Genomic DNA, 22,563 nt, shown 5'->3' on the forward strand with positions numbered 1-22,563 from the left:
ATTCCATCATGACCTCATTTTCTTCCGACAAGGCGCGCCGCCTGCTGGTGCTGGCCGCCGTCTGCCTGGCCGCGCTGTGCATGCCGCTGAGCTTTACCGGTCCCGCCATCGCCACTGCCGCCATTGCCCTTGACCTGCCAGGCAGTCCGCTGGCGCTGGCCTGGATCAGCAATGCCTTCATGCTCAGCTTTGGCGGCTGCCTGATGGCGGCCGGTGCGCTGGCCGACCGCCATGGCCGCAAGCGCCTGTTTTTGCTGGGCATGGCGCTGTTTGCGCTGGCCGCCTTTGCCCTGGCGCTGGCGCCCACCATCGCGGTACTGGGCGTGCTGCGCGCGGCGCAAGGCCTGGGCTGCGCGCTGGCCCTGTCGAGCGGACTGGCGGCGCTGGCGCAGGAGTTCGACGGCGCGCCCCGGGCACGCGCTTTCAGCCTGATCGGCACGTCATTTGGCGCCGGCCTGGCGTTCGGGCCCATCGTGGCGGGGGTGCTGGTGGCGGCCGCCGGCTGGCGCAGCCTGTTCCTGGCGACGGCCGGTGCCGGCCTGCTGGCGCTGCTGCTGGGCATGCGCACCTTGCGCGAATCGCGCGATCCGCAGGCCGCCAGCCTGGACCGTGCCGGCGCGGCAAGCTTTACCGCCGCCCTGTCGCTGCTGACCTATGGCCTGCTGCAGGCGCCCGCCAGTGGCTGGAACAGCCTTGCCAGCTGGGGTTTGCTGGGTGGCGCGGCGCTGCTGCTGGCCGTCTTCGTGCTGGTGGAAAAGCGCCATGCGCGCCCCATGCTCGACCTGTCGCTGTTCCGCCTGCCCGCCTTTGCCGGGGTGCAGCTGCTGGCCGCCGCCCCCGCGTTTTCGTTCGTGGTGCTGCTGGTGCTGCTGCCGGCACGCTTTATCGGCATCGACGGCGACAGCGCGCAGGCGGCGGGCGCGATGCTGCTGGCCCTGTCGGCGCCGATGCTGGTGCTGCCGCTGCTGGCCGGGCTGGCGGCGCAGCGCGTCCCGGCCGGCCACATCTGCAGCGTCGGCCTGCTGCTGGCCGCTGCCGGCCTGCTGTGGCTGGCAGAATGTCCGCCCGGCACGCCGAAGAGCGCCGTGCTGGGTCCGCTGCTGCTGATCGGCGCCGGCATCAGCCTGCCGTGGGGTCTGATGGATGGCCTGGCGGTGAGCGTGGTGCCGGTGGAACGGGCCGGCATGGCGGCCGGCATTTTCAATACCACGCGCGTGGCCGGCGAAGGCATCGCGCTGGCCATTGTCGCGGCGCTGCTGGCCACCTTTACGCTGGCAGCGCTGCGCGCCGTGCCTGGCGTTTCCGCGCCCGATGCCGCGCTGGCCGCGCCGCTGCTGGCCATCGGCCAGTTGCAGCAGGCGGGCCAACTGTTGCCGCAGCTGGGCGCCGCCGAACTGGCAGCGGCCTACGGCCTCGCATTCCACCATTTGCTGCAGGTGCTGGCAGCCATCAGCGGCGCCACCGCCGTGCTGCTGCTGGTGTTCCTGCGCCAGCCTGCCGGAGTCGCCGCCCCGGCACCCTGACGTTTCCAAGCAACAGGCACCGAAATTTCCAGCATTGAATCAGTTTACTTATCAAAGCGCTTTGAACTATACTCCAAAGCGCTTTGAGGAAGAACTAAAGCGCTTTGACCACGCTGCTTTCCGATTGGAACGGCGCCGGTCCTGGACCTATAAAAATACTGGAGATAAGATGAACAAGCATTTCTTGAAAACCTTGCCGGCGGCTGTCGCCCTGGCGCTCAGCGCTTCCGCAGCCCAGGCCGCCCTGCCGATCGATTTCGGCGGCTACTTCCGCTCGGGCTTCGGCACCAGCAGCGAAGGCGGCAAGGAATCGTGCTTCGGCCTGGCCGGCGCGTCGTCGAAATACCGCCTCGGCAATGAGTGCGAAACCTATGGCGAGCTCAAATTCGGCGGCGAAGCGTTCAAGGCCGCCAACGGCACCACCTTCCGCATCAACACGCTGGTGGCGTTTTCCGTCAACCAGAACTTCGACTGGGAACAGTCCGACCCGGCCTGGCGCGAGCTGAACGTGGTGGCCGACAAGATCGGCACCGGCGCCTTTGCCGAAGCGCGCGCCTGGGTCGGCAAGCGCTACTACGACCGCCAGGACGTGCATATCACCGATTACTACTTCTGGAACAACAGCGGCCCTGGCGCCGGCCTGGAAAACATCGACCTGGGCGCAGCCAAGCTGGCCTACGCCATCGTGCGCACCGCCGACGACACCGACAGCAAGCGCATGGCGCTGTCGCACGACCTGCGCTTCTCGGGCATCAAGGTCAACCCGGACGGCGAACTGACCGTCGGCGCGCAGTTCAACCAGAAGCGCAATGCCGACGGCGCGGCGCCGGTGGCCAGCGGCCACCTGCTGACTTTGATGCACACGCAGGGCAACCTGCTGGGCGGCTACAACAAGGTGGCGCTGCAGTTCGGCAAGGGCAGCGGCGCCAACACGGGCGGCGCCACCCTCTCCGCCGACCGCGACGACAAGGTCGTGCGCCTGACGGAACAGCTGATGGTGCAGCCGAAGGGTTCGTGGTCCGGCATGGCGACATTCGTGTATGAAGACAAGGAAACCTCGGGCGTGAGCAGCAAATGGACCTCGGTCGGCGCGCGTCCGATCTACCACTTCAGCGACAACTACAGCCTGGCGGTGGAACTGGGCCACGACATCGTCAAGCCCGAAGGCGACAAGACGCGCAACCTGACCAAGCTGACGATCGCGCCGCAACTGTCGGCCGGCAACAGCTTCTGGTCGCGCCCCGTGCTGCGCGCTTTCTACACCTACGCGAAATGGAACAAGGCGGCGCAGTCGGCGGCCGTGGCCGAATCGGCGCTGTCGTCGACCGGCGTGTTTGGCGGGAAAACCAGTGGCAGCTCGATGGGCTTCCAGGTAGAGAGCTGGTGGTAACAGCCTCTTGAAGAAAAGGTGAGGTCAGGCCATCAGGCCTGACCTCTGGCAGCAACACCGCAGCAACCGGAACCACCGTCGGGCCGCTGCACCCGATGGCCGGCAGTTTCATGTAGTGATTCAGCAATCCTCTTTCAGCGCGGGCGCCCTCGGGTTTGCCCGCGTATTTTTTTGCGCCGCCACCGGCCGCAGTTCCCTGATCAAGTTATCCATTATCGGATAAACTGGCTGCCATCGCACCGTGCCCACGGCGGCCTGTCACCGGCCGAAGGCAGCGGCAAGATCCACCCCTGACGCAGCATCCATGAACCTCAAAAATCTCGCCAAAACGCTAGGAATTTCCGAAACCACCGTCAGCCGCGCCTTGAATGGCTATCCGGAAGTGAGCGAACGCACGCGCGAACGCGTGATGGCCGCCGCGCAGGCGGCCGGCTACCGGCCCAACCCGATGGCGCGCAGCCTGGCCGTGGGCCGCACCAATATCGTCGGCATCATCTATCCGCTGATGCCGAACGACCTGGCCGACCCGATGTTCATCGATATCGTCGGCGGCATGTCCGAAGCGCTCGAAGCGCAGCAGATGGACATGATGATCGCGCCCGCCTCGGCCACCAATGAATTTCGCACCTATGAACGGATGGTCAAGGGCCGCCGCATCGACGGCCTGATCGTCGGGCGCACCAAGCCGTTCGACGAACGCATCGCCTACCTGGCGCAGCAGGGCATGCCGTTTGTCGCGCACGGGCGCACCCAGCTCAATTCGCCGCATGCGTGGTTCGACTACGACAATGAAGCCGGCATGCGCCTGGCCGTCGAACGCCTGGCTTCCCTGGGCCACCAGCGCATCGGCCTGATCAGCGCGACGCCCGACCTGAATTTCGTGCGCCAGCGCGTCGAGAGCTTTCAGCACGCCATGCGCGCCGGCGGCCTGCCAGTCGATCCGGACAACCTGGTCGACAACGCGCACGACCGCCGCGCCGGCTACCAGGCCATGCAGCGCCTGCTGGCCCGCTCGCCGCGCCCCACCGCCGTCATCGTCGACAACCATATGTCGGGCGTGGGCGCCATGCGCGCGCTGCTCGACGCCGGCGTGGCGATCGGCAGCGAGATGTCGCTGATCGTCTGGGGCGTGATGGAAGACTCGCTGGCCGGCCACAACGTCACCACCGTGGTCCAGCCCGACCCGCGCGGCGCCGGCGCGAAAATGATCCAGATGCTGCTGGCCCTGCTCGACGGCACGCCGGCCACGGACTTGCAGGAGCTGTGGCCGTGCGAGCTGCTGCCCGGGGAATCGGCGGGGCCTGTCGTCAACACCTGATTTACCTTCTCACTGCGAAACCCGCGAACATCTGGGGTCGGACCCTGAGGGACTAGGCGTCCCCGTCCGACCCCAGTGTTCGTTTTGGGGTTTCGACTTCTCATCCGCTAAATATTTACACTATTCAGTACAGCTTATCGCTTTACTTTTCAAAGCGCTTTGAACTATACTCATTTCACACCCAAAGCGCTTTGAATATAAAACAAGACACCGCCTTCCAACCAGCGTTCACAAATTATCCATGCCGACCATCAAGAACAATCTTGCCAACCTGCCCGCCGACTGGTGGCGCAGCGCCGTCATCTACCAGGTTTATCCACGCAGCTTCCTCGACAGCAATGGCGACGGCATCGGCGACCTGCCGGGCATTACCAGCAAACTCGATTACATTGCCGCCCTCGGCGCCGATATCGTCTGGATCTCGCCCTTCTTCACCTCGCCGATGAAAGACTTCGGCTACGACGTGGCCAACTTCTGCGATGTCGACCCGATGTTTGGTACTTTGGCCGACTTCGACCGCCTGGTGGCACGCGCGCATGAGCTGGGCCTGAAAGTGATGATCGACCAGGTGCTGTCGCATTCGTCCGACGACCATCCGTGGTTCGTCGAAAGCCGCGAAAGCCGCGACAATCCGAAAGCCGACTGGTATGTGTGGGCCGACCAGCAGCCGGACGGCACGGCGCCGAACAACTGGCTGTCCGTATTCGGCGGCTCGGCCTGGCAATGGGAGCCGCGCCGCGGCCAGTATTTCCTGCACGACTTCCTGGCCAGCCAGCCCGACCTCAATTTCCATAACCCGGCCGTGCAGCAGGCGCAGCTGGACAACCTGCGTTTCTGGCTGGAACGCGGCGTCGACGGCTTCCGTTTCGACTCCTGCAATTTCCCGTACCACGACCAGCAGCTGCGCAACAATCCGCCGGCCGCCCGGCGCGATGCGAGCAGCGTCTCGGCCGTCAATCCGTACGGCATGCAGGCCCACGTGTACGACAAGACGCAGCCGGAAAACATCGCCTACCTGCAGCGCGTGCGCGCCGTGCTCGACGAATACCAGGCCATCTCGATCGGCGAAGTGGGCGACGACGATGCGCTGGCCACCATGGCGGCCTACACCACCGGCGGCGACAAGCTGCACATGGCCTACAGCTTCAACCTGCTGACGGCCGAGTTTTCGGCCGCGCATATCCGCAGGCAGGTGGAAGAATTCGAAGCGAAAGTGACCGATGGCTGGGCTTCCTGGTCGGTCGGCAACCACGACAGCGTGCGCGTGATGACGCGCTGGGGCGGCGACCGCCCTGCCCCATCGCTGGCCAAGGTGGTGCTGGCGGTGCAGGTCGCGCTGAAAGGCACGCCGTGCCTGTACCAGGGCGACGAGCTGGCGCTGACCGAAGCGGACATTCCTTTCGAGGCCTTGCAGGACCCGTACGGCATTCCGTTCTGGCCGCAGTTCAAGGGCCGCGACGGCTGCCGCACGCCGATTCCGTGGGCGGGCGATGCGCCACACGGCGGCTTCAGCGCTGCAAAACCGTGGCTGCCGGTGCCGCCCGAACATCTGGCGCGCGCGGTCGACGTGGAAGAGCAGGATGCCGCCTCGCCACTGCAGTTTGCCCGGACCATCCTGGCCTGGCGCCGCACGCAGCCGCAACTGCTGCGCGGCGAGATCGGTTTCTTCGATGCGCCCGAACCGGTGCTGGCCCTGCGCCGTGACCTCGACGGCCACCCCGCCATCCTGGCCGCCTTCAACCTGGGCACCGAGGCCGTCACGTTCGACTGGCCGGCCGCGGCCGGTGCGGCCGACCTCGGTGGCCATGGCCTGGTCGGCAGCGCGCAGGGCGGCAGCATCACCCTGCCCGCCCACGGCGGCTGGTTCGGCACACTGGCATAAGTGTCTGGCGGCAGCAATGCCGGCAATTACAATAATGAGCCCCGCGTTTCAGCGGGGCCGGATTGAGCGAGGAAGACAATGGCAGGATTGAAATTAAGCGGCCTGAAAAAGGCCTATGGCGACGTGCAGACCCTGCACGGCATCGACCTGGAGATCGCCGACGGCGAATTCATGGTGTTCGTGGGGCCGTCCGGCTGCGGCAAGTCCACCCTGCTGCGCAGCATCTGCGGGCTGGAGGAGATCAGCGGCGGCGACCTGTATATCGGCAAGACGCGCATGAACGACGTGCCGCCCGCCAAGCGCGGCATCGCCATGGTGTTCCAGAGCTATGCGCTGTACCCGCACATGAGCGTGGCGCAGAACATGGCGTTTGGCCTGAAGCTGGCCGGCATGAGCAAGGTGCAGATTGCCGACGCCGTGCAGCGCGCCGCGCAGATCCTGCGCATCGAGCCGCTGCTTGAACGCAAACCGAAAGACCTGTCCGGCGGCCAGCGCCAGCGCGTGGCGATTGGCCGCGCCATCGTGCGCAAACCCGACGTGTTCCTGTTCGACGAACCGCTGTCCAACCTCGACGCCTCGCTGCGCGTGCAGATGCGCATCGAACTGGCCAACCTGCACCGCGAACTGCGCTCGACCATGATCTACGTGACGCACGACCAGGTCGAGGCGATGACCCTGGCCGACCGCATCGTGGTGCTGAACGCGGGCCGCATCGAGCAGGTGGGCGCGCCGCTTGAACTGTATCACCACCCCGCCAACCTGTTCGTGGCCGGCTTCCTCGGCTCGCCGCGCATGAATTTCCTCAAGGGTAAAGTCCAGTCGCATGCCGATGGCGTGGCGACCATCGCCACTGCCGCCGGCGGCCTGCTGCAAGCCAGCTTGACGCAGCCGCTGCCGAACGGCACCGCCGTGACGGTCGGTGCGCGTCCCGAGCATGTGCAGGCCTGCGCGCCGGGCACGCTGGCCTCGGCCATCACGGCGCAGGTGCAGGCGGTGGAAAAACTGGGCGACATCAGCTACCTGTATGTGGCCGTGCCGGGCGGCGACGAGCCGCTGGTGGTGCGCGCCGACGCCGAGACCGACTGGGCCATCGGCCAGCAGGTGGCGCTGCAGGTGGCCGCCGCGCGCGTCCATGTATTCGACGAACACGGCCAGACACGCACCTGACCCACGGTCGTTTGCGGCCAGGCGCCATGGGCGCCGCCTGGCCGGTTTCAACCCAGCCTTGAACCGCATCATCATAAAAACAGCACTGGAGATCGACATGTCCTTACACAACACCAAACGCAGCCTCATCAAAACCACCCTGGTGGCCGCGGCTCTCGCCGGCATCGGCAACCTGGCCGCCGCCACCATGGCGCATGCGGCCGAAGCGGGCACCCTGCTGATCTGGATCAACGGCGACAAGGGCTACAAGGGCCTGGCCAAGGTCGGCGAGGAATTTACCAAAAAGACCGGCGTCAAGGTCGTGGTCGAGCATCCGGAAGACGCGCCGAACAAGTTCCAGCAGGCCGCCGCCGCCGGCAAAGGCCCGGACATCTGGATCTGGCCGCATGACCGCATCGGCGGCTGGATCGACGCCGGCCTGCTGCAGCCGGTCACGCCGAGCAAGGAGGCGCGCGCCGCCATCCTGCCGCTGGCCTGGAATGCCTTTACCGTCAGCGGCAAGACCTGGGGCTACCCGATGTCGATCGAAGCGGTGGCGCTGGTCTACAACAAGGACCTGGTGCCGACCCCGCCGAAGACGTTCGAGGAAATCGCCGCGCTGGACAAGAAACTGTCCGCACAGGGCAAGATAGCCATCTTGTGGGATTACACGAATACCTACTTCACCTGGCCGCTGCTGGGCGCGGGCGGCGGCTATCCGTTTGAAGTCAAGGCCGATGGCCGCTACGATGCGTCGAAGACGGGCGTGAACAATGCCGGTTCGGTGGCGGGCGTGAACGCCGTCATGAACCTGATCAACAGCGGCGCGATGGCCAAGGGCGCCGGCTACGCCGAAATGGAAGCGGGCTTCAACCAGGGCAAGATCGCCATGATGATCAACGGCCCCTGGTCGTGGGACAACGCGCGCAAGTCGAAGATCAACTTCGGCGTGGCGACGATTCCTACCGTGGCCGGCAAGACCGCCACGCCATTCGTTGGCGTGCTCGGCGCGATGATCTCGAAAGCCAGTCCGAACAAGGACCTGGCCGTCGAATTCCTGGAAAACCAGATGCTGCAGATTAATGGCCTGAAAACCATCAACGCCGACGTGCCGCTCGGCACGCCCGCCAACAAGGTGCTGTTCGCGGAACTGAAATCGAACCCGAACATCCAGGCCACCATGGAAAGCGCGCAGGCCGGCCGCCCGATGCCGAACAACCCGGAAATGGGCCGCTTCTGGTCGTCGATGCAATCGGCGCTGGAAAACATTACGCAAGGCCGCCAGTCGACCAAGGAAGGTCTGGATGCGGCGGCGAAGCGGATTACGACCGCCAATTAAGCAAGGCGGCTCAGAGCGTAGGTCGGATCAGGCCCAAAGGGCCGTAATCCGACAACATGGCTGGCACCTGATGTCGGATTACGCGGCGTGGCCGCTAATCCGGCCTACGCCAAAACGCATCACATTCAGCACCATTTTCACAGGTATCCCATCGTGCGCAAGTTTATCGGCCCCACGGTACTGACCATCAGCATGGCGCTGGGTCTGTACCTGCTGTTTTTATTGTATATCTCCGGCCAGACCATGCTGGCCGCCGTCTTCCTTGGCTTGCTGACGCTGACGACGTTTGTCTTCACGTCGCCGCGCGCCTATGCCTACCGCTACCTGTTCCCCGGCATTACGGCGGTGATCGTCTTCGTGCTGCTGCCTCTGGTGTACACGGTGTCGATCGGCTTTACCAATTTCAGTTCGCGCAACCTGCTCACCTACGAGCGCGCCACGCAGTATCTGCTGGACGAAACGCAGCGCGTGGAAAGCGCCGGCTACGCGATGACGGTGCATCCCGATAACAAGGAGTATCGCCTGCGCCTGGAAAGCCCGGACACGGGCGAGGTGCTGCTGACCGCGCCGCTGGCGCTCAAGCGCGCCGTGCCGCTGTCGGTGGAGGCCGCACCGGTTGATCCGGTGCAAGCGCCCGTGCTGGCCGAGCCGCTGGGCATCAAGGACATAATCGCGCTGCAAAAGGATCTGAAGCTGCTCACGCTCGTGCTGCCAAACAAGATCGAGCTGCGCATGGTGGGCCTGCGCGAATTCGGCCCTGTTGCGCATGTCTACAGGCAGCTGCCCGACAACACGCTGAAAAAAGTCGCCACCGGCGAGCTGGTCAAACCGAACTTCAAGACGGGTTTCTATGAAATGCCGGACGGCACCAGGCTGGAACCGGGCTTCAAGGTCAATGTAGGCTTTGCCAACTTCGTCAAGATCTTTTCGGACGAGGCATTCCGCGGCCCCTTCCTGCGCATTTTTGTGTGGACCATCGTGTTCGCGCTGATCAGCGTGGCCACGACGACGGGCCTGGGCATGGTGCTGGCCGTACTGCTGAACTGGGATGCGCTGCGTTTCCGCGGCCTGTACCGTACCCTGCTGTTTTTGCCGTACGCGGTGCCCGGTTTCATTTCCATCCTGGTGTTCAAGGGCCTGTTCAACAATAACTTCGGCGAGATCAACCTGGTGCTCGACGCCCTGTTCGGCATCAAGCCGGCCTGGTTCTCCGACACCACGCTGGCCAAGGCCATGATTTTGATCGTCAATACCTGGCTTGGCTACCCCTACATGATGGTGGTCTGCATGGGCCTGATCAAGGCGATTCCGTCCGACCTGTACGAAGCGTCCGCGCTGGCCGGCGCGGGACCCTTGACCAACTTCTTCAAGATCACCCTGCCGCTGATCATCAAGCCACTGACGCCGCTGATGGTGGCCAGCCTGGGCTTCAACTTCAACAATTTTGTCCTGATCAGTTTGCTTACGGGCGGGCGTCCGGACTTTCTCGACACCACCCTGCCGGCCGGCACCACCGACCTGCTGGTGTCGTACACCTACCGCATCGCGTTCGAGGATTCGGGCCAGAACTTCGGCCTGGCCGCCGCCATCTCGACCCTGATTTTCTTCCTCGTGGCCGCGATTTCGCTGGTCAACATGCGCCTGACGCGCATGAACAAAGCTTAAGGAACAAGCCATGGCTATCGTTGTCGACCGTTCCAACCGCTGGCGCATCGTCGCGGCGCACATCGCCGTGATCGCGCTGATCGCGCTGGTGATGTTTCCCTTCCTGATGATCCTGTCGATCTCGCTGCGTCCGGGCAATTTCGCCTCGGGCAGCCTGATACCGCCCGAGATCAGCTTCGAGCACTGGCGCCTGGCGCTGGGCATGTCCTACCAGGCGCCCAACGGCGCGCTGGTCGAACCCGACTTCCCCGTGCTGCTGTGGCTGTGGAATTCGATCAAGGTGGCCACCATGAGCGCCACGCTCACCGTGCTGCTGTCGACCACCTGCGCCTATGCGTTTGCGCGCATGCAGTTCCGCTTCAAGTCGCAGACCCTGTCAGCCCTGCTGCTGCTGCAGATGTTCCCGGCCGTGCTGGCGCTGGTGGCCATCTACGCCATCTTCGATCTGCTGGGCAGCTATGTGCCGTGGCTGGGCATCGACCACCACGGCAGCCTGGTGCTGGCCTATACGGGCGGCATCGCCATGCATATCTGGACCATCAAGGGCTATTATCAAACCATTCCGATCGAGATCGAGGAAGCGGCCAAGGTCGACGGCGCTTCGCAGTGGCAGGCCTTTGTCTACGTGCTGCTGCCGATGACGGTGCCGATTTTGATGGTGGTGTTCCTGCTGTCGTTTATCGGCGCGATCATCGAATACCCGATCGCCTCGGTGCTGCTGCATGAACAGAACAACCTGACGCTGGCGGTCGGCTCCAAGCTGTTCCTGTACGAGCAAAAATACCTGTGGGGCGACTTCGCCGCTGCGGCCATCCTGTCCGGCTTGCCGATCACGGCCGTGTTCCTGCTGGCGCAGAAGTGGATGATTTCCGGCCTGACGGCTGGCGGCGTGAAAGGCTGACATGAGACCCGTGCTGACCGCCATCGCCGCCCTGCTTTTCTGCGCACCGGCGCAGGCGGCCAGCTTTTCAGACAATCCGATCGTCTACTTTGCGGTCACTGACCGTTTCGCCAACGGCAATCCCGGCAACGACCATTCGTATGGCCGGGCGGCCGACCCGGAAGGCGGCGATAGCGGCAGCTTCCACGGCGGCGATCTCGCCGGCATCACGGAGAAATTGAAAGCTGGCTGGTTCAAGGAACTGGGCGTCAACGCACTGTGGATCACGGCGCCATATGAACAGATCCACGGCTGGGTGGTCGGCGGCAAGCAGTCGTTCAGGCACTACGCCTACCACGGCTACTGGGCGCTCGACTACACCACCATGGACGCCAACATGGGCACGCGCGAGGAGCTGCGCGAGATGATCGCCACCGCCCACGCGCAGGGCATCCGCGTGCTGTTCGACGTGGTGCTCAACCACCCCGGCTATGCCGACCTGCGCACGCTGGCAGAGTATAAAGTTCCTGTCCTGTGGCCCGGCCATGAAAAAGCGAACCTGCGCGACTATCACGGCTTTGTCGACTATAACAATTTCGACTTCAGGCAGTGGTGGGGGCCGGACTGGGTGCGCGCCGGCCTGCCCGGCTATCCGGATGGCGGCCAGGACGACTTCACGATGCAGCTCGCTTACCTGCCCGACTTTCGCACGGAAAGTAGCAAGGCGGCAGGACTGCCACCCATCCTGCAGCGGAAAAACGATACACGCGCCGTTGCCCTGCCCGATACCACCGTGCGCGGCTACCTGGTGCGTTGGCTGGCCGACTGGGTGCGCGAATTCGGCGTCGATGGCTTTCGGGCCGACACCGTCAAGCATGTGGAGCCGGCAACCTGGCTGGCCCTGCGCGCGGCCGCCACCGGAGCGCTGGCCGACTGGAAGGCGCGCCACCCTGAGCAAGCCATCGACGACGCGCCGTTCTGGATGACGGGCGAAGCGTGGGGCCATGGTCCCGAACGCAGCAGCTGGCATGACGCGGGGTTCGACTCGATGCTCAATTTCGATTTCCAGGCCCGCGCCGGCGGCGACTGGCAAGCCATCGACGGCGTGTACCGCCAGTATGCGCAGCTGCTGGGCCAAGGTCCTCGGTACGACATCCTGTCGTATATCTCCTCGCACGACACCAGCCTGTTCCCGCGCGGGCAGCGCAAACACGGCCTGTCCGCCCTGCTGCTGGCGCCCGGCGGCGTGCAGCTGTTCTATGGCGATGAAAGCGGCCGCCTGCCCGGCAGCGCGCCGGCCGGCGACGAACAGCAGGCGACCCGCTCCGACATGAACTGGCAGTCGCTCGACACCGCCATGCTGGCCCATGCCAGGAAACTGGGCCAGTTCCGCCTGCGCCACCCGGCGCTGGCGCGCGGCGAACACCGTTCGACCGGCGACGCGCCATATGCCTTTGCCCGCGTATCTGGCGCCGACCAGGTCATCGTCGCACCGGACGCGCAAGGCCCGGTCACGCTCAAGGTGCACGGCCTGTTTGCCGACGGCGCGGCATTGCGCGACGCCTATGCCAATCGAAACTACATCGTGAAAAATGGCGCCGTCGACATCATCGCAGACGGCACCGTATTACTGGAGAGCGCACCATGAGCACTTACGATATCCTGGTGGTCGGCGGCGCCGGCATCGACACCATCGTGCAGGTCCCCGACCTGCGCCTGCCTGCCGCCGATTCGCTGCACGTGCCGCCGATTCTCGACTATGTGGCGCACACCGGCAATGGCGTGGCGCAGGGCTGCCATGCGCTGGGGCTGCGCTGCAAGTTCATCGACTTTATCGGCGACGATGCGCAGGGCGCGGCCATCCTGCAGCGCTACAAAGAAATCAGGCTCGATTTCAGTTACCTGGTGGAGCCGTCCGGCACGCGCCGCAGCGTCAACCTGCTCGATCCGCAGGGACGACGCCTGTCGCTGTACGACGGCCGCCATCCCGAGAGCCTGCGCATGCCGGCCAATTTCTACCTGCCCTATCTGGCACCGGCGCGCCACGCACACTTTTCCATCATGGCCTGGGTGGCGCACCTGTATGACGACGCGCTGGCCAGCGGCACCACCGTCTCGACCGACCTGCACGACTGGGACGGCGTCAATCCGCACCACCGGGTGTTTGCATTTTACTCGGACCTGGTGTTTCTCAGCACGGCGGCACTCGGGGACCGGCGCGACGGCGTGATGCACGAGATCGTGGACCAGGGCCGCGCGCAGGCCGTGGTTGCCATGGCCGGCGGCGACGGCGCCTATCTGCTGGAACGGGGCAAGGACAATGTACGTCACTTCCCATGCGCAGCACTGGGCCTGCCGGTGCTCGATACCAATGGCGCGGGCGACTCGTTCGTGGCGGCGTTCCTGCATGCGTGGCTGGCTGGCGAGAGCGTGCACACCGCCATGCGCCGCGGCGCCATCGGCGGCGCCTTTGCCTGCGCCCACCGCGGCACGCATGAGCGTTTTATCGGCAAAACGGAAATGCTGGACTTATATCAAGACCGCACTAGCTTATGACTTAAAATTCTATCAAGCATGGCGGCATGCTAACGCCCGCATGGCACAATGGCTGCGGATTTCACCACACCAGAATTTGAAACCGGAGACCTGCAATGAGAATCGAAACCCTGGCCGTGCATGCCGGCTATTCCCCCGACCCGACCACCAAGGCCGCCGCCGTCCCCATCTACCAGACGGTGGCCTACGCCTTCGACAACGCCCAGCATGGCGCCGACCTGTTCGACCTGAAAGTCACGGGCAATATCTACACGCGCATCATGAACCCGACCCAGGATGTGCTGGAAAAACGCGTCGCCGCCCTCGAAGGCGGCGTGGCGGCGCTGGCAGTGGCTTCGGGCATGGCGGCGATTACCTACGCGATCCAGACCATCGCCGAAGCGGGCGACAATTTTCTGTCCGCCAGCCAGCTGTATGGCGGCACCTACAACCTGTTTGCCCATACCCTGCCGCAGATCGGCATCGAAGTGCGCTTTGCCGATGCGCGCCAGCCCGAGACCTTCGCCGCACTGATCGACAGCCGCACCAAGGCCATCTTCTGCGAATCGATCGGCAACCCGCTGGGCAATGTGACGGACGTGGCGAAGCTGGCCGAGATCGCCCATGCGCACGGGATTCCGCTGATCGTCGATAACACGGTGCCCAGCCCTTACCTGTTCCGCCCGATCGAACACGGTGCCGATATCGTGGTGCACTCGCTGACCAAATACCTGGGCGGCCATGGCACCACGGTCGGCGGCGCCATCGTCGACAGCGGCAAGTTTCCGTGGGCCGAACACAAGGAGCGTTTCAGGCGCCTCAACGAACCGGACGTGTCGTATCACGGCGTGGTCTACACGGAAGCGTTCGGCCCGGCCGCCTTTATCGGCCGCGCCAGGGTCGTCCCGCTGCGCAATATGGGCGCAGCCATTTCGCCGCTGAGCGCCTTCCAGCTGATCCAGGGCATCGAGACGCTGGCGCTGCGCATGGACCGCATCTGCGACAACACGCTGGCGCTGGCCAAACATCTGAAAAATCATCCGAAAGTCGCGTGGGTCAATTACGCGGGGCTGGAAGACCATGCCGACTACGCGCTGGTGCAAAAATACATGCAGGGCCGCGCTTCGGGCATTTTGTCGTTCGGCCTGAAGCTGGCCGAGGGAGAGGATCCGCGCGCGGCCGGCGCGCGCGTGCTGGACGCCTTGCAGCTGTTTACGCGCCTGGTCAATATCGGCGACGCCAAGTCGCTGGCCACCCATCCGGCCTCCACCACGCACCGCCAGCTCAATCCCGAAGAACTGGCCAAGGCGGGCGTATCCGAAGACATGCTGCGCCTGTCGGTCGGCATCGAGCATATCGACGATCTGCGCGAAGATCTGGAACAGGCGCTGGCAGCGGCGTAAGACTTTACTTCACCCCATAGCGCGATGCCGGCTTGCCCCGCATCGCGCCTGCAAACAGCGCCAGACGGGCTGCGTCAAACTGCTCCCACAGCGCCTGCTCTTCCACCGATGGCAAGGTCACCAGTTCGCCCTGGTCCAGGCCCGCCAGCGCCGCGTCGACGCAGTCTTCGGCGCGCATGACGGTGGCCGGATCGAGCTGGGTCAATGGCACGCCGCTCAGCTCCCAGATTTCCGTCGCCGTCGATGCCGGCAGCACCAGCTGCACTGTCACCCCGGTGCCGGCCACTTCCTGCTGCAGGCCACGCGTAAAGTTCATGACATAGCCCTTGGTGCCGCTGTAGACGGTACTGGTCGGCAGCACATGGAAGGACAGCACCGAACCGATATTGACAATGGTGCCGCGCTCGCGCTGCAAAAAGGCGGGCAGCGCAGCGTACGTCAAGGTGGTCAGGGCCAGCACGTTGACCGCATCCATGGCCGCGATATCCGCGCCGCTGGTGGCCGCCACGGGCGCCAGGGTGGACACGCCCGCATTATTGACCAGCATGGTGATGGACGGATTCGACGACAGTTCTTCCGCCACGCGCTGCAGGTCGGCGGGTGCCGACAGATCGGCCGCGATGGCGCGTACGGCCACGCCATACTTTTCCGCCAGCGAGGTGGCCAGCGTGTCCAGGCGTTCGACGCGGCGCGCCACCAGGACCAGGTCGAAGCCGCGCCGGGCCAGGCGGTCGGCATAGACGGCACCCAGGCCGGAGGAGGCGCCGGTAATGAGGGCCGTGCCTTTTGGAGCAATTGCGTTCATGGTAATTCCTTTTTCAATGTGGGAAGTGGCGCCATCAAACATGACAACCATCATGCTTCAACTTATCAAACATGACGATCATCATGTTTGATGGCGAAAGCATGACGAACATCATGTATGATGTCAACATAAATTTTATGGAGCCTGCCATGCGTTATCCAGCCGAAGAAACCGCCGACAAGCACCAGCGCATCCTGACCGCGGCGGCACGCCTGTTTCGCGAAAAGGGATTTGATGGCGTGAGCGTCGGCCAGATCATGAAAGCGACGGGCCTGACCCACGGCCCCTTCTACAACCATTTCGCATCGAAAGAAGCGCTGATGGCGGAAAGCACGCTGCATGGATCGGCCCATTCGCGCGAAGGGCTCGATGCGGCCACCGCCACGCCCGAGGCCATGCGCGAGTATGTGCGCAATTACGTCAGCACCGCCCATCGCGATGCGCCGGGCCAGGGCTGCCTGCTGGCGGCGCTGGCCGGCGAAGTGCGCAACCAGCCATCGGTGCGCCCAGCCTTCACGTTTCACCTGAAGACCATTATCGGCAAGCTGGCTGCGCATTTCCCGTGGAAAAAGAAAAGCCGGCCGCGCCAGGAGGCCATCGTCATGCTGTCGGCCATGGTGGGTGCGGTGGCGCTGGCGCGCGCCGTCGATGACGAGGCGTTTTCGCAGGAGATCCTGGCGGCGGTCAGCAGCGCGTTTGCGCCATGATTCAATCACATTGTCGGCGTCGGTGGTGATGCCGGGTTACGCGCCATGCGCCAACCCGACCTGCGGCCGCCATCCCAGGCAGGCCGGATTAGCGCGCAGCGCGTAATCCGACAACATTGTTGGCCGTCATTCGCGAGCCAATAATGTAGCAACCTGCTCGATCCGCTGCTCCACGCTGCCCGTCACATCGACATACGCGATTCCCCGCCGCGCCAGCTCTTGCTGGTACCACGCATGCTGGCGCGCGCGGAAATCCTCGTCGCGGCGCGTGCCGTCCTGGATAAACGGAAAATCGGGCGCGCACAGCAGCACCAGGTCGTAGCGGTGTTCGGCCAGCTGCGCCAGCTCCGCCTCGGCCTTGCCGAACATCTCGATGCAGTAAAAATAGGTGGTCATGGGCGAGGTGTCGCAGAACAGCCAGCGCCTGGCCTGCCCTGCCGCTGCCGCCTCGCGTTTCAGCTGTTCGCGGCCGATTTTCAGCAGGTCGCCGTAGGCCAGCACGCCGTCCTGGCTTTCCCACAGTTCGCGGCCATATTCGGCCACCCAGCTGGTGTCGAGATGCGCGGCCAGCGCGGCGGTGAGCGTCGTCTTGCCGCTCGACTCGCCACCGAGCACGCAGATGCGCGTGACCAGGCTCGCATACACGACGGGCGACAGAAAGGCGCTGTGCGCATGCGGATCGCCGCGCACGGCCGTGCCGGACACGGGCACCTGCATTCTCGCCTGGTCGACGCTGACATGCGCCACAGGCGAGCTGGCATAAAATTCGGCCAGCACGTCGGCAAAGCCGGGGCCATAGTCTTCGCTGGAAAACACGGCATCGACCGGCAGCGCCAGCACCGTCCAGCACAGCCAGCCCATGAAGTGGCGATGCGTGTCGCCGTCGTCCAGGTCATTGTGCGGCAGCGTGCGCGCCGCAATGCCGCGCGCGGCGCACAATGCCGCCAGCCGCGCATCGTCGAGCACCACGACGTTCGCCTGCGGATACAGAGCGCGCAGCCATTGCTCCCTGCGCGCCGGCTCGATGCCGGGAAACTCCGGTTTGGTATAGCTGACGATCAGCAGCTCCTCGCTGCCGTCCTGTGCGTGATCGAGCAACAGCTGATGGCCGCGGTGCAGCGGACAGAACTTGCCCACCACCAGCGCCCTCTTGAATTTTTTCATGCCAGTGCTTCCTGCAAATCCGATGTGTATTGAATGATCTTGTCCTCCGCCAGCAGCACCTCCACCGTGATGGCGCCGAAAAACGGCGCCAGCAAGGCACGCGCCTGGCCTGCCTGTGCCATCGCGCCGGGAGCGAGGCGCAGCACGACGGCGCCGTCCTGCTGCTGGTGCACGCCGAACAGCGCGATGGCCAGCGGTTTGAGGGCGTGCGTGATGTCGATATTGTTGATCCATTCGCCGCTGGCCGTGCGGTAGCGCAGCGGACTGCGCCCGGCCAGGCCCAGCAGCACCGGGCCATGCGGCCCATGCGCCAGCGAGGCGTAGTCGCCGGTACGGTAGCGCACCAGCGGCAGGCAGAAATTGAAGCCGCCGGTGACCGTGATTTCGCCACGCACCCCCTGCGGTACCGGCCGGCCTTCGCCGTCGAGGATTTCCACATACAGCCGGTGCTGCAGCAGCACATGGCCGCCGGCCGCTTCGTCAAACACGGCCACCGGCCCCACCTCGTTGAGGGAATAGATATCGAGCACGGGACAATTGAAACGCTGTTCCAGGCGCGCGCGCATGCCCGGCAACAGCATCATCGAGACCGACATCAGGGCGGCCGGCCGGTGCGTCATCGGCAGCGTGAGCAACTCGGCAAACGAGATCGGGTCGCCCGCGACCAGCTCGGGCGCCATCGCGTCCAGGTAGCGCGCGCGGTCATCGGGATGGTGCCAGTCGTCCACATGCAGGTTCAGCTTTGCCAGCCCCGATTCGCCCATGGCGGGCGTGACCGACACATACGTGAAGCAGCGGCGCTGGTGCCCCAGCAGCATCACGCCCACCTGGCCCGTGCCATGGCGCAGGGTCACGCCAAAGCGGCGCAGCGCCCGTTTGTGAAAGGCCAGGTAGCGCCCCGCCACCAACGGATGCGAAGGAATCAGCAAAGGGTGGCCGGTGGTGCCCGTGGTCTGGAAGTTGATCATGCGCGCCAGGTCCGCATCGTCGGGCACGAATGAGGCAATATCGCTGGCCAGGTCGGCGCGGCTGATGGGCGGCACGTCCGCCAGCCGCGCGGGGGGCGAACCGCAGGCGCGATAATGCGGCACGCTGACCCAGGCCTGGCGCAGGAAAGCTGCCATCCACGCAGGTGGCTCGCCAGGCTGCCAGCCGATCACGGCGTCCATCACTTCACGCTCATAATCACGCAGCGCCTCGACCTCATGGGCCAGCAGCTTGTTGCCGCTGCGGTTCGTGTAGACAGGGGCGGCAGGATGGCTGCGCAGGTGCTCCAGCATGCGCCGTCCCGCATCGCTCAAGGTGGGACAGTAATCGAGATCGGTGGCCCAGGCGCCGCCGGGCAGGTTGTCCTGCGATATCGCTGCCGGCATCATTCGCGCGACCACTTGTCGGCCGATTCCTGGGCCGCCTTTTTCGCCAGCGCTTCGCGGATTTCGCGCGCGCGCTGCTCGGCCACGCGGCTGGCCTCCAGCAGCCGGCGCCGCTCGGTGCCGCTGATGGCCGACAGGCGGTCGGTGGCCTGCGCCGCGCTTTCATCGCGGGGCCGGAAACCCAGGCGCGCCAGCACGATGCGCGCCAGTTCCTCGCGCCGTTCCGGATCTTGCGTGTACTGGTGCGCGGGGCTGGCCGCCGCCAGTTCGCGCGCCGCCTCGCCCAGCACCTGCAACAGGTCTTGCTGCGCCAGCTGCTGCGCCACAAACCAGTCGTCGGTCAGCAGCCAGCACAGGATCATGGCCAGCGCCAGCCGGTTGCGGTCGGCTTTCACTTGCGCGCCATGGAAACCTTGCAGCGATGCGGCCGGCGCGCGCGCGCCGTGCAGCAGCAGGATATCGTTGACCAGCGCGGCCACCGCCACGGCCTGCGGGTTATGCACGCCGGCGATGCGCGGCTCGCGCAGGAATTCCGCAGGCGTATCGGCCAGGCGGTGGGTCAGGGTTTCGAGGTGGGGGCCAGGGGTTTGCATTGATTTTTATACTCAGTCAAACCCAGGAGCGAATGCCGGGGTCGGACCCTCAGGGTCCGACCCCAGTTCTTGTCCTTGGGTTAATTTACACATAATGCCGCTGGCTGAACAGGCGCGCAAATTCGAGCAGATCCTCGAACTGCGCCACGGCGTGGATATCCCAGCCCTGCTCGTCGCGCGCGCGCTGCAGGTCACCGAAAATTTTCTGCATCCAGTGGGCGCCGCCGGGCTGGTCCCAGGTAGTTGCCACGTTCAGCGCCATGGTACCGCCGGCGCCGCCATTTTCCAGGGCTTTGGCGGAGATATCCCAGCCGCTGTTGCCCAGCTCATCCTGGTCGAACATGGTGGTGATGCCGTCGTCGGAAATCATCAGGATATGCGTGGGCCGTTCGCGTTTGGCCGCATAGGTCTCGCGCAGGCAGTGGATGGGAAACGCGGTACCGCCGCCATAGAAATCGGTCAGCACGCCGAGGATCATATCCTCGTCGCGCACGAAACCCGGTGTCTGCATCACCTCGCGCTTGCCGCTCCACAGCGTCACCTGCACCTTGGCGCCGGCGCGCAGCGCGGACAGGGCGATCACGGCGCCGGCCAGGGTCAGGTACGAGGTGTGCTGCTGCGGGTTGGGCATGGAGCCTGAACTGTCCACGTACATGTCCAGGTCGACGGGAATATTGTCGATGTCGCGCGCCGGCTCGCGCCCGTATTCGCGGCGCACGGTGGTCACGCCGGGGATCGGACGCGGCGACTGCATTACCGACTGCAGCCAGTCGATCTCGTCGAGAGGATCGCCGATATCCCACGGCGACAGGCCTTCCATCTGCGGCTCGTCCGATTCGGGCGCTGGCCGCGAAGGAAACTTCACCAGGTGCGGCAAGGCCCGCTCGCGATAGTAGCGGATGGCGATTTCATGGTCGCTCAGATCGATGCCGGACGCTTTCAAAATATCACCCAGCTCGAACGGCTCGCGCAGCTGGCCGCTGCTCTGCTTCTGCGCCTTTTCCTCGGGCGGCTCGCCCACGGCATCGTCTCCGAGTCCCGAAATGCGCCGGTCCTGCACGGGATGGATGGCGCCATCTTCCTCGTCATCCTCGATCTGCTGCGCACCATAGGTCTGGCAGCCGCGCGCCGCATCGCGGGTGTCGTGGAAATAGCGGCTCGGGTCAGCCCCTTTCAGCGCACCGGTGTCGTCCACCAGGTAAGGCAGCAGCAAGGTGGCAAAACGCCCGGCCGCCAGCATCCAGTCATTGGCGTAGACGCGGATCAGGCGCGCCCCCAGCCAGGCGTCGGTATCGAGGCGTTCATCGGCGCCGTTATCACTACCTGCGCCGCCAAGGTCACCCTTGGGCAGCTGCCACAGGTTCTCATAGATGCGCATGTAGAGCAGCCAGACCTTGCCGGACGCGGGGCTGTCTTTCGCCTTGCCTTGCTCGAGTTTGCGGTAGATGTCGTCCATGCGCAGGCCGGCCTGGCGCTGCAGGCGGTCATTGATGAACAGGTCCGTGTACAGATTGGCCACCATCGGTGCATGCTGCTCCAGCGTCGGCAAGGCGCGGCGCATGCGGGCCAGCAGGCGGAACTGGTCGCTGGCGCTGCCGGGCGCCAGGATATGGTGGCCGATTTCGTGCGCAAGGATTTCCAGTCCATAGTCCTGCAATCCCAGCTCGGCCACCAGCGGCAGGTCGACCACCACGCTCTGGTCCAGCAGGCGGATCATGGCAAAGCTGCCGCTCAGGCCTTCCTTGCTGGCGGCGACGCGGCTGGCGCACAGGGCCGGATCGCGCAGGCGCGTGAACTTGCTCCACACCTCCAGTGCCTGCGGCCAGGCGGCGCGCCACTGCGCGATCAGTTCGGCGTGCTGGCCGCTCATGACAGCGGCAGCAGGCGGATCGCATGCGTATATGGTGAGGTGATCGCCAGCGTGTGCGCATTGGCGGCCAGCGCGATCTCGCCGGCCGGCAGGTCCAGCGCCAGCGCGCGCGCGCCCAGATGCAGGGTCGCGCCATTGAGCCGCACGCCGGACGGCACACTGGCACCGGCCTGCGCATATTCGTCTTCGGTGGCGCCATGCAGCACGGCGCCGTGGGCGTCCGCCAGCAGCAGGTAAAAACGCTCGCCGGCGCTGACGACAAAGCCATCTTCGGTGGCACGTACCAGCGGCGGCGTGGCGAACTGGCCACCGAGGCCGGCAAACGCGCCAAACTCGATGCCGTCCCCATTGCCGCGCCAGGGCTGCGCCAGCAACTGGGCGCGCAGCGCCTGCCAGTCGCTGCCGTTTTCGCCAAACGCGGCGACGGCCAGCATTGGCGGCAGGCTGTCGGCGGCGGCGATCGCCCCAAGGCGAAAATGCGCCACGCCGGCGCGCCAGGCCAGCAACTGGCCGATGGCGCGCAGCTGCGCCAGCGTGGCAATTTGCGGCGCAAGGGCCGCCATCTCGTCCTGCCACTGCCGCGTGCGTGCGCCAGGCACGCCGGCCAGGTGAATCGCTGCGTTGCTCAGCATGCCCAGGGCGTCGACGGGAGCCACCGCCAGCAGTGGCGCAAACCGTGGCGCCAGCTCGCGCCAGACGGTGCTCAGGAACGGATTCTTTGCCGCCGGCCCGGCCAGACCATGGCCGACCAGCGCCAAAGCCATGTCGTAGGCGGCCAGGGTAAAACTGCCGGCGCGGTCAGGCGCGGTGGCAGCTACCGCCTGCACCACGGGATCGACGCCGTCCTGCAGAAAGGCGCCGAACGCCTGCATGTCGAGCGAAGTAAAACGGCGCCGCGCTTCCAGGGCGCGCGCATTGAACTGGGCGCGGCCGCTGGCCAGGATGGCGGCAAAGGACGATGAAATCATGG

General features: G+C 65.1%; 18 protein-coding genes. 12 read left to right on the plus strand and 6 right to left on the minus strand.

Features of this window, described 5'->3' with window-relative positions; all coding sequences use genetic code 11:
- Positions 1 to 8 precede the first annotated feature (8 nt).
- The 11 genes from RTQ46_RS18710 to RTQ46_RS18760 all read left to right on the plus strand — a co-directional run bounded on the left by RTQ46_RS18710 (position 9) and on the right by RTQ46_RS18760 (position 15,081).
- On the plus strand, positions 9 to 1,523 hold the full coding sequence (locus tag RTQ46_RS18710; protein WP_312438954.1) for an MFS transporter: 1,515 nt from the start codon (positions 9 to 11) through the stop codon (positions 1,521 to 1,523).
- Between the two features lie 169 nt (positions 1,524 to 1,692).
- Positions 1,693 to 2,913 (plus strand): carbohydrate porin, encoded by a 1,221-nt coding sequence (locus RTQ46_RS18715; RefSeq protein ID WP_312438956.1) that lies wholly within the window; start codon positions 1,693 to 1,695, stop codon positions 2,911 to 2,913.
- 304 nt (positions 2,914 to 3,217) lie between these two features.
- Positions 3,218 to 4,231, plus strand: coding sequence for a substrate-binding domain-containing protein (locus RTQ46_RS18720; RefSeq protein ID WP_312438958.1), 1,014 nt, complete (start codon positions 3,218 to 3,220; stop codon positions 4,229 to 4,231).
- Between the two features lie 241 nt (positions 4,232 to 4,472).
- Positions 4,473 to 6,113 (plus strand): alpha-amylase family glycosyl hydrolase, encoded by a 1,641-nt coding sequence (locus tag RTQ46_RS18725; protein WP_312438959.1) that lies wholly within the window; start codon positions 4,473 to 4,475, stop codon positions 6,111 to 6,113.
- A 78-nt stretch (positions 6,114 to 6,191) separates the two neighbouring features.
- Positions 6,192 to 7,280: a sn-glycerol-3-phosphate ABC transporter ATP-binding protein UgpC gene (locus RTQ46_RS18730; protein ID WP_312438961.1), complete on the plus strand. Its 1,089-nt coding sequence runs from the start codon at positions 6,192 to 6,194 to the stop codon at positions 7,278 to 7,280.
- Between the two features lie 97 nt (positions 7,281 to 7,377).
- A complete protein-coding gene (gene malE / locus RTQ46_RS18735; protein WP_312438962.1) occupies positions 7,378 to 8,598 on the plus strand; it encodes a maltose/maltodextrin ABC transporter substrate-binding protein MalE in 1,221 nt (406 codons plus the stop codon).
- Positions 8,599 to 8,751: 153 nt separating this feature from the next.
- The gene (malF, locus tag RTQ46_RS18740; RefSeq protein ID WP_312438964.1) at positions 8,752 to 10,263 is read left to right on the plus strand and encodes a maltose ABC transporter permease MalF; all 1,512 of its coding nucleotides are present in this window, start codon (positions 8,752 to 8,754) and stop codon (positions 10,261 to 10,263) included.
- Positions 10,264 to 10,273: 10 nt separating this feature from the next.
- Complete coding sequence (gene malG, locus RTQ46_RS18745; RefSeq protein WP_312438966.1) at positions 10,274 to 11,164, plus strand: maltose ABC transporter permease MalG; 891 nt, start codon at positions 10,274 to 10,276, stop codon at positions 11,162 to 11,164.
- A 1-nt stretch (position 11,165) separates the two neighbouring features.
- On the plus strand, positions 11,166 to 12,791 hold the full coding sequence (locus tag RTQ46_RS18750; RefSeq protein WP_312438967.1) for an alpha-amylase family glycosyl hydrolase: 1,626 nt from the start codon (positions 11,166 to 11,168) through the stop codon (positions 12,789 to 12,791).
- Entirely contained in the window at positions 12,788 to 13,699 is a 912-nt protein-coding gene (locus tag RTQ46_RS18755) for a PfkB family carbohydrate kinase (RefSeq protein ID WP_312438969.1), read from the plus strand. Before RTQ46_RS18750 ends, RTQ46_RS18755 begins: the two co-directional genes overlap by 4 nt.
- A 95-nt stretch (positions 13,700 to 13,794) precedes the next feature.
- On the plus strand, positions 13,795 to 15,081 hold the full coding sequence (locus tag RTQ46_RS18760; RefSeq protein WP_312438971.1) for an aminotransferase class I/II-fold pyridoxal phosphate-dependent enzyme: 1,287 nt from the start codon (positions 13,795 to 13,797) through the stop codon (positions 15,079 to 15,081).
- A gap of 4 nt (positions 15,082 to 15,085) precedes the next feature.
- On the opposite strand, the gene RTQ46_RS18765 is transcribed toward RTQ46_RS18760, so the two are convergent.
- Complete coding sequence (locus tag RTQ46_RS18765) at positions 15,086 to 15,886, minus strand: SDR family oxidoreductase (RefSeq protein WP_312438972.1); 801 nt, start codon at positions 15,884 to 15,886, stop codon at positions 15,086 to 15,088.
- Positions 15,887 to 16,035: 149 nt separating this feature from the next.
- Here RTQ46_RS18765 and RTQ46_RS18770 point away from each other — a divergent pair, with 149 nt between their 5' ends.
- A complete protein-coding gene (locus tag RTQ46_RS18770; RefSeq protein ID WP_312438974.1) occupies positions 16,036 to 16,593 on the plus strand; it encodes a TetR/AcrR family transcriptional regulator in 558 nt (185 codons plus the stop codon).
- 126 nt (positions 16,594 to 16,719) lie between these two features.
- Here RTQ46_RS18770 and RTQ46_RS18775 read toward each other — a convergent pair whose 3' ends face one another.
- The 5 genes from RTQ46_RS18775 to RTQ46_RS18795 all read right to left on the minus strand — a co-directional run bounded on the left by RTQ46_RS18775 (position 16,720) and on the right by RTQ46_RS18795 (position 22,561).
- Positions 16,720 to 17,757 carry an AAA family ATPase gene (locus RTQ46_RS18775; RefSeq protein ID WP_312438976.1) on the minus strand — a complete coding sequence of 346 codons (1,038 nt, stop codon included), beginning with the start codon at positions 17,755 to 17,757 and terminating at the stop codon, positions 16,720 to 16,722.
- Positions 17,754 to 19,133, minus strand: coding sequence for a capsule biosynthesis protein CapK (locus RTQ46_RS18780; RefSeq protein ID WP_312438978.1), 1,380 nt, complete (start codon positions 19,131 to 19,133; stop codon positions 17,754 to 17,756). The genes RTQ46_RS18775 and RTQ46_RS18780 overlap by 4 nt, the downstream gene beginning before the upstream one ends.
- Complete coding sequence (locus RTQ46_RS18785) at positions 19,130 to 19,723, minus strand: hypothetical protein (protein WP_312438979.1); 594 nt, start codon at positions 19,721 to 19,723, stop codon at positions 19,130 to 19,132. The genes RTQ46_RS18780 and RTQ46_RS18785 overlap by 4 nt, the downstream gene beginning before the upstream one ends.
- 85 nt (positions 19,724 to 19,808) lie before the next feature.
- Positions 19,809 to 21,593, minus strand: a complete 1,785-nt coding sequence (locus tag RTQ46_RS18790) for a VWA domain-containing protein (RefSeq protein ID WP_312438980.1) — start codon at positions 21,591 to 21,593, stop codon at positions 19,809 to 19,811.
- Complete coding sequence (locus tag RTQ46_RS18795; RefSeq protein WP_312438982.1) at positions 21,590 to 22,561, minus strand: hypothetical protein; 972 nt, start codon at positions 22,559 to 22,561, stop codon at positions 21,590 to 21,592. Before RTQ46_RS18795 ends, RTQ46_RS18790 begins: the two co-directional genes overlap by 4 nt.
- Positions 22,562 to 22,563 lie beyond the last annotated feature (2 nt).

Source organism: Janthinobacterium sp. (assembly GCF_031995485.1).
In the GTDB taxonomy this organism is placed as follows: Bacteria; Pseudomonadota; Gammaproteobacteria; order Burkholderiales; family Burkholderiaceae_D; genus Janthinobacterium.

Coding starts and splice junctions, on each gene's coding strand:
- RTQ46_RS18760 (WP_312438971.1), top strand. CDS start 13,795: ATGAGAATCGAAACCCTGGCCGTGCATGCCGGCTATTCCCCCGACCCG.
- RTQ46_RS18715 (WP_312438956.1), top strand. CDS start 1,693: ATGAACAAGCATTTCTTGAAAACCTTGCCGGCGGCTGTCGCCCTGGCG.
- RTQ46_RS18780 (WP_312438978.1), bottom strand. CDS start 19,133: ATGATGCCGGCAGCGATATCGCAGGACAACCTGCCCGGCGGCGCCTGG.
- RTQ46_RS18725 (WP_312438959.1), top strand. CDS start 4,473: ATGCCGACCATCAAGAACAATCTTGCCAACCTGCCCGCCGACTGGTGG.
- RTQ46_RS18755 (WP_312438969.1), top strand. CDS start 12,788: ATGAGCACTTACGATATCCTGGTGGTCGGCGGCGCCGGCATCGACACC.
- RTQ46_RS18720 (WP_312438958.1), top strand. CDS start 3,218: ATGAACCTCAAAAATCTCGCCAAAACGCTAGGAATTTCCGAAACCACC.
- malG (WP_312438966.1), top strand. CDS start 10,274: ATGGCTATCGTTGTCGACCGTTCCAACCGCTGGCGCATCGTCGCGGCG.
- RTQ46_RS18795 (WP_312438982.1), bottom strand. CDS start 22,561: ATGATTTCATCGTCCTTTGCCGCCATCCTGGCCAGCGGCCGCGCCCAG.
- RTQ46_RS18765 (WP_312438972.1), bottom strand. CDS start 15,886: ATGAACGCAATTGCTCCAAAAGGCACGGCCCTCATTACCGGCGCCTCC.
- RTQ46_RS18790 (WP_312438980.1), bottom strand. CDS start 21,593: ATGAGCGGCCAGCACGCCGAACTGATCGCGCAGTGGCGCGCCGCCTGG.
- RTQ46_RS18785 (WP_312438979.1), bottom strand. CDS start 19,723: ATGCAAACCCCTGGCCCCCACCTCGAAACCCTGACCCACCGCCTGGCC.
- RTQ46_RS18730 (WP_312438961.1), top strand. CDS start 6,192: ATGGCAGGATTGAAATTAAGCGGCCTGAAAAAGGCCTATGGCGACGTG.
- RTQ46_RS18775 (WP_312438976.1), bottom strand. CDS start 17,757: ATGAAAAAATTCAAGAGGGCGCTGGTGGTGGGCAAGTTCTGTCCGCTG.
- malE (WP_312438962.1), top strand. CDS start 7,378: ATGTCCTTACACAACACCAAACGCAGCCTCATCAAAACCACCCTGGTG.
- RTQ46_RS18770 (WP_312438974.1), top strand. CDS start 16,036: ATGCGTTATCCAGCCGAAGAAACCGCCGACAAGCACCAGCGCATCCTG.
- RTQ46_RS18750 (WP_312438967.1), top strand. CDS start 11,166: ATGAGACCCGTGCTGACCGCCATCGCCGCCCTGCTTTTCTGCGCACCG.
- RTQ46_RS18710 (WP_312438954.1), top strand. CDS start 9: ATGACCTCATTTTCTTCCGACAAGGCGCGCCGCCTGCTGGTGCTGGCC.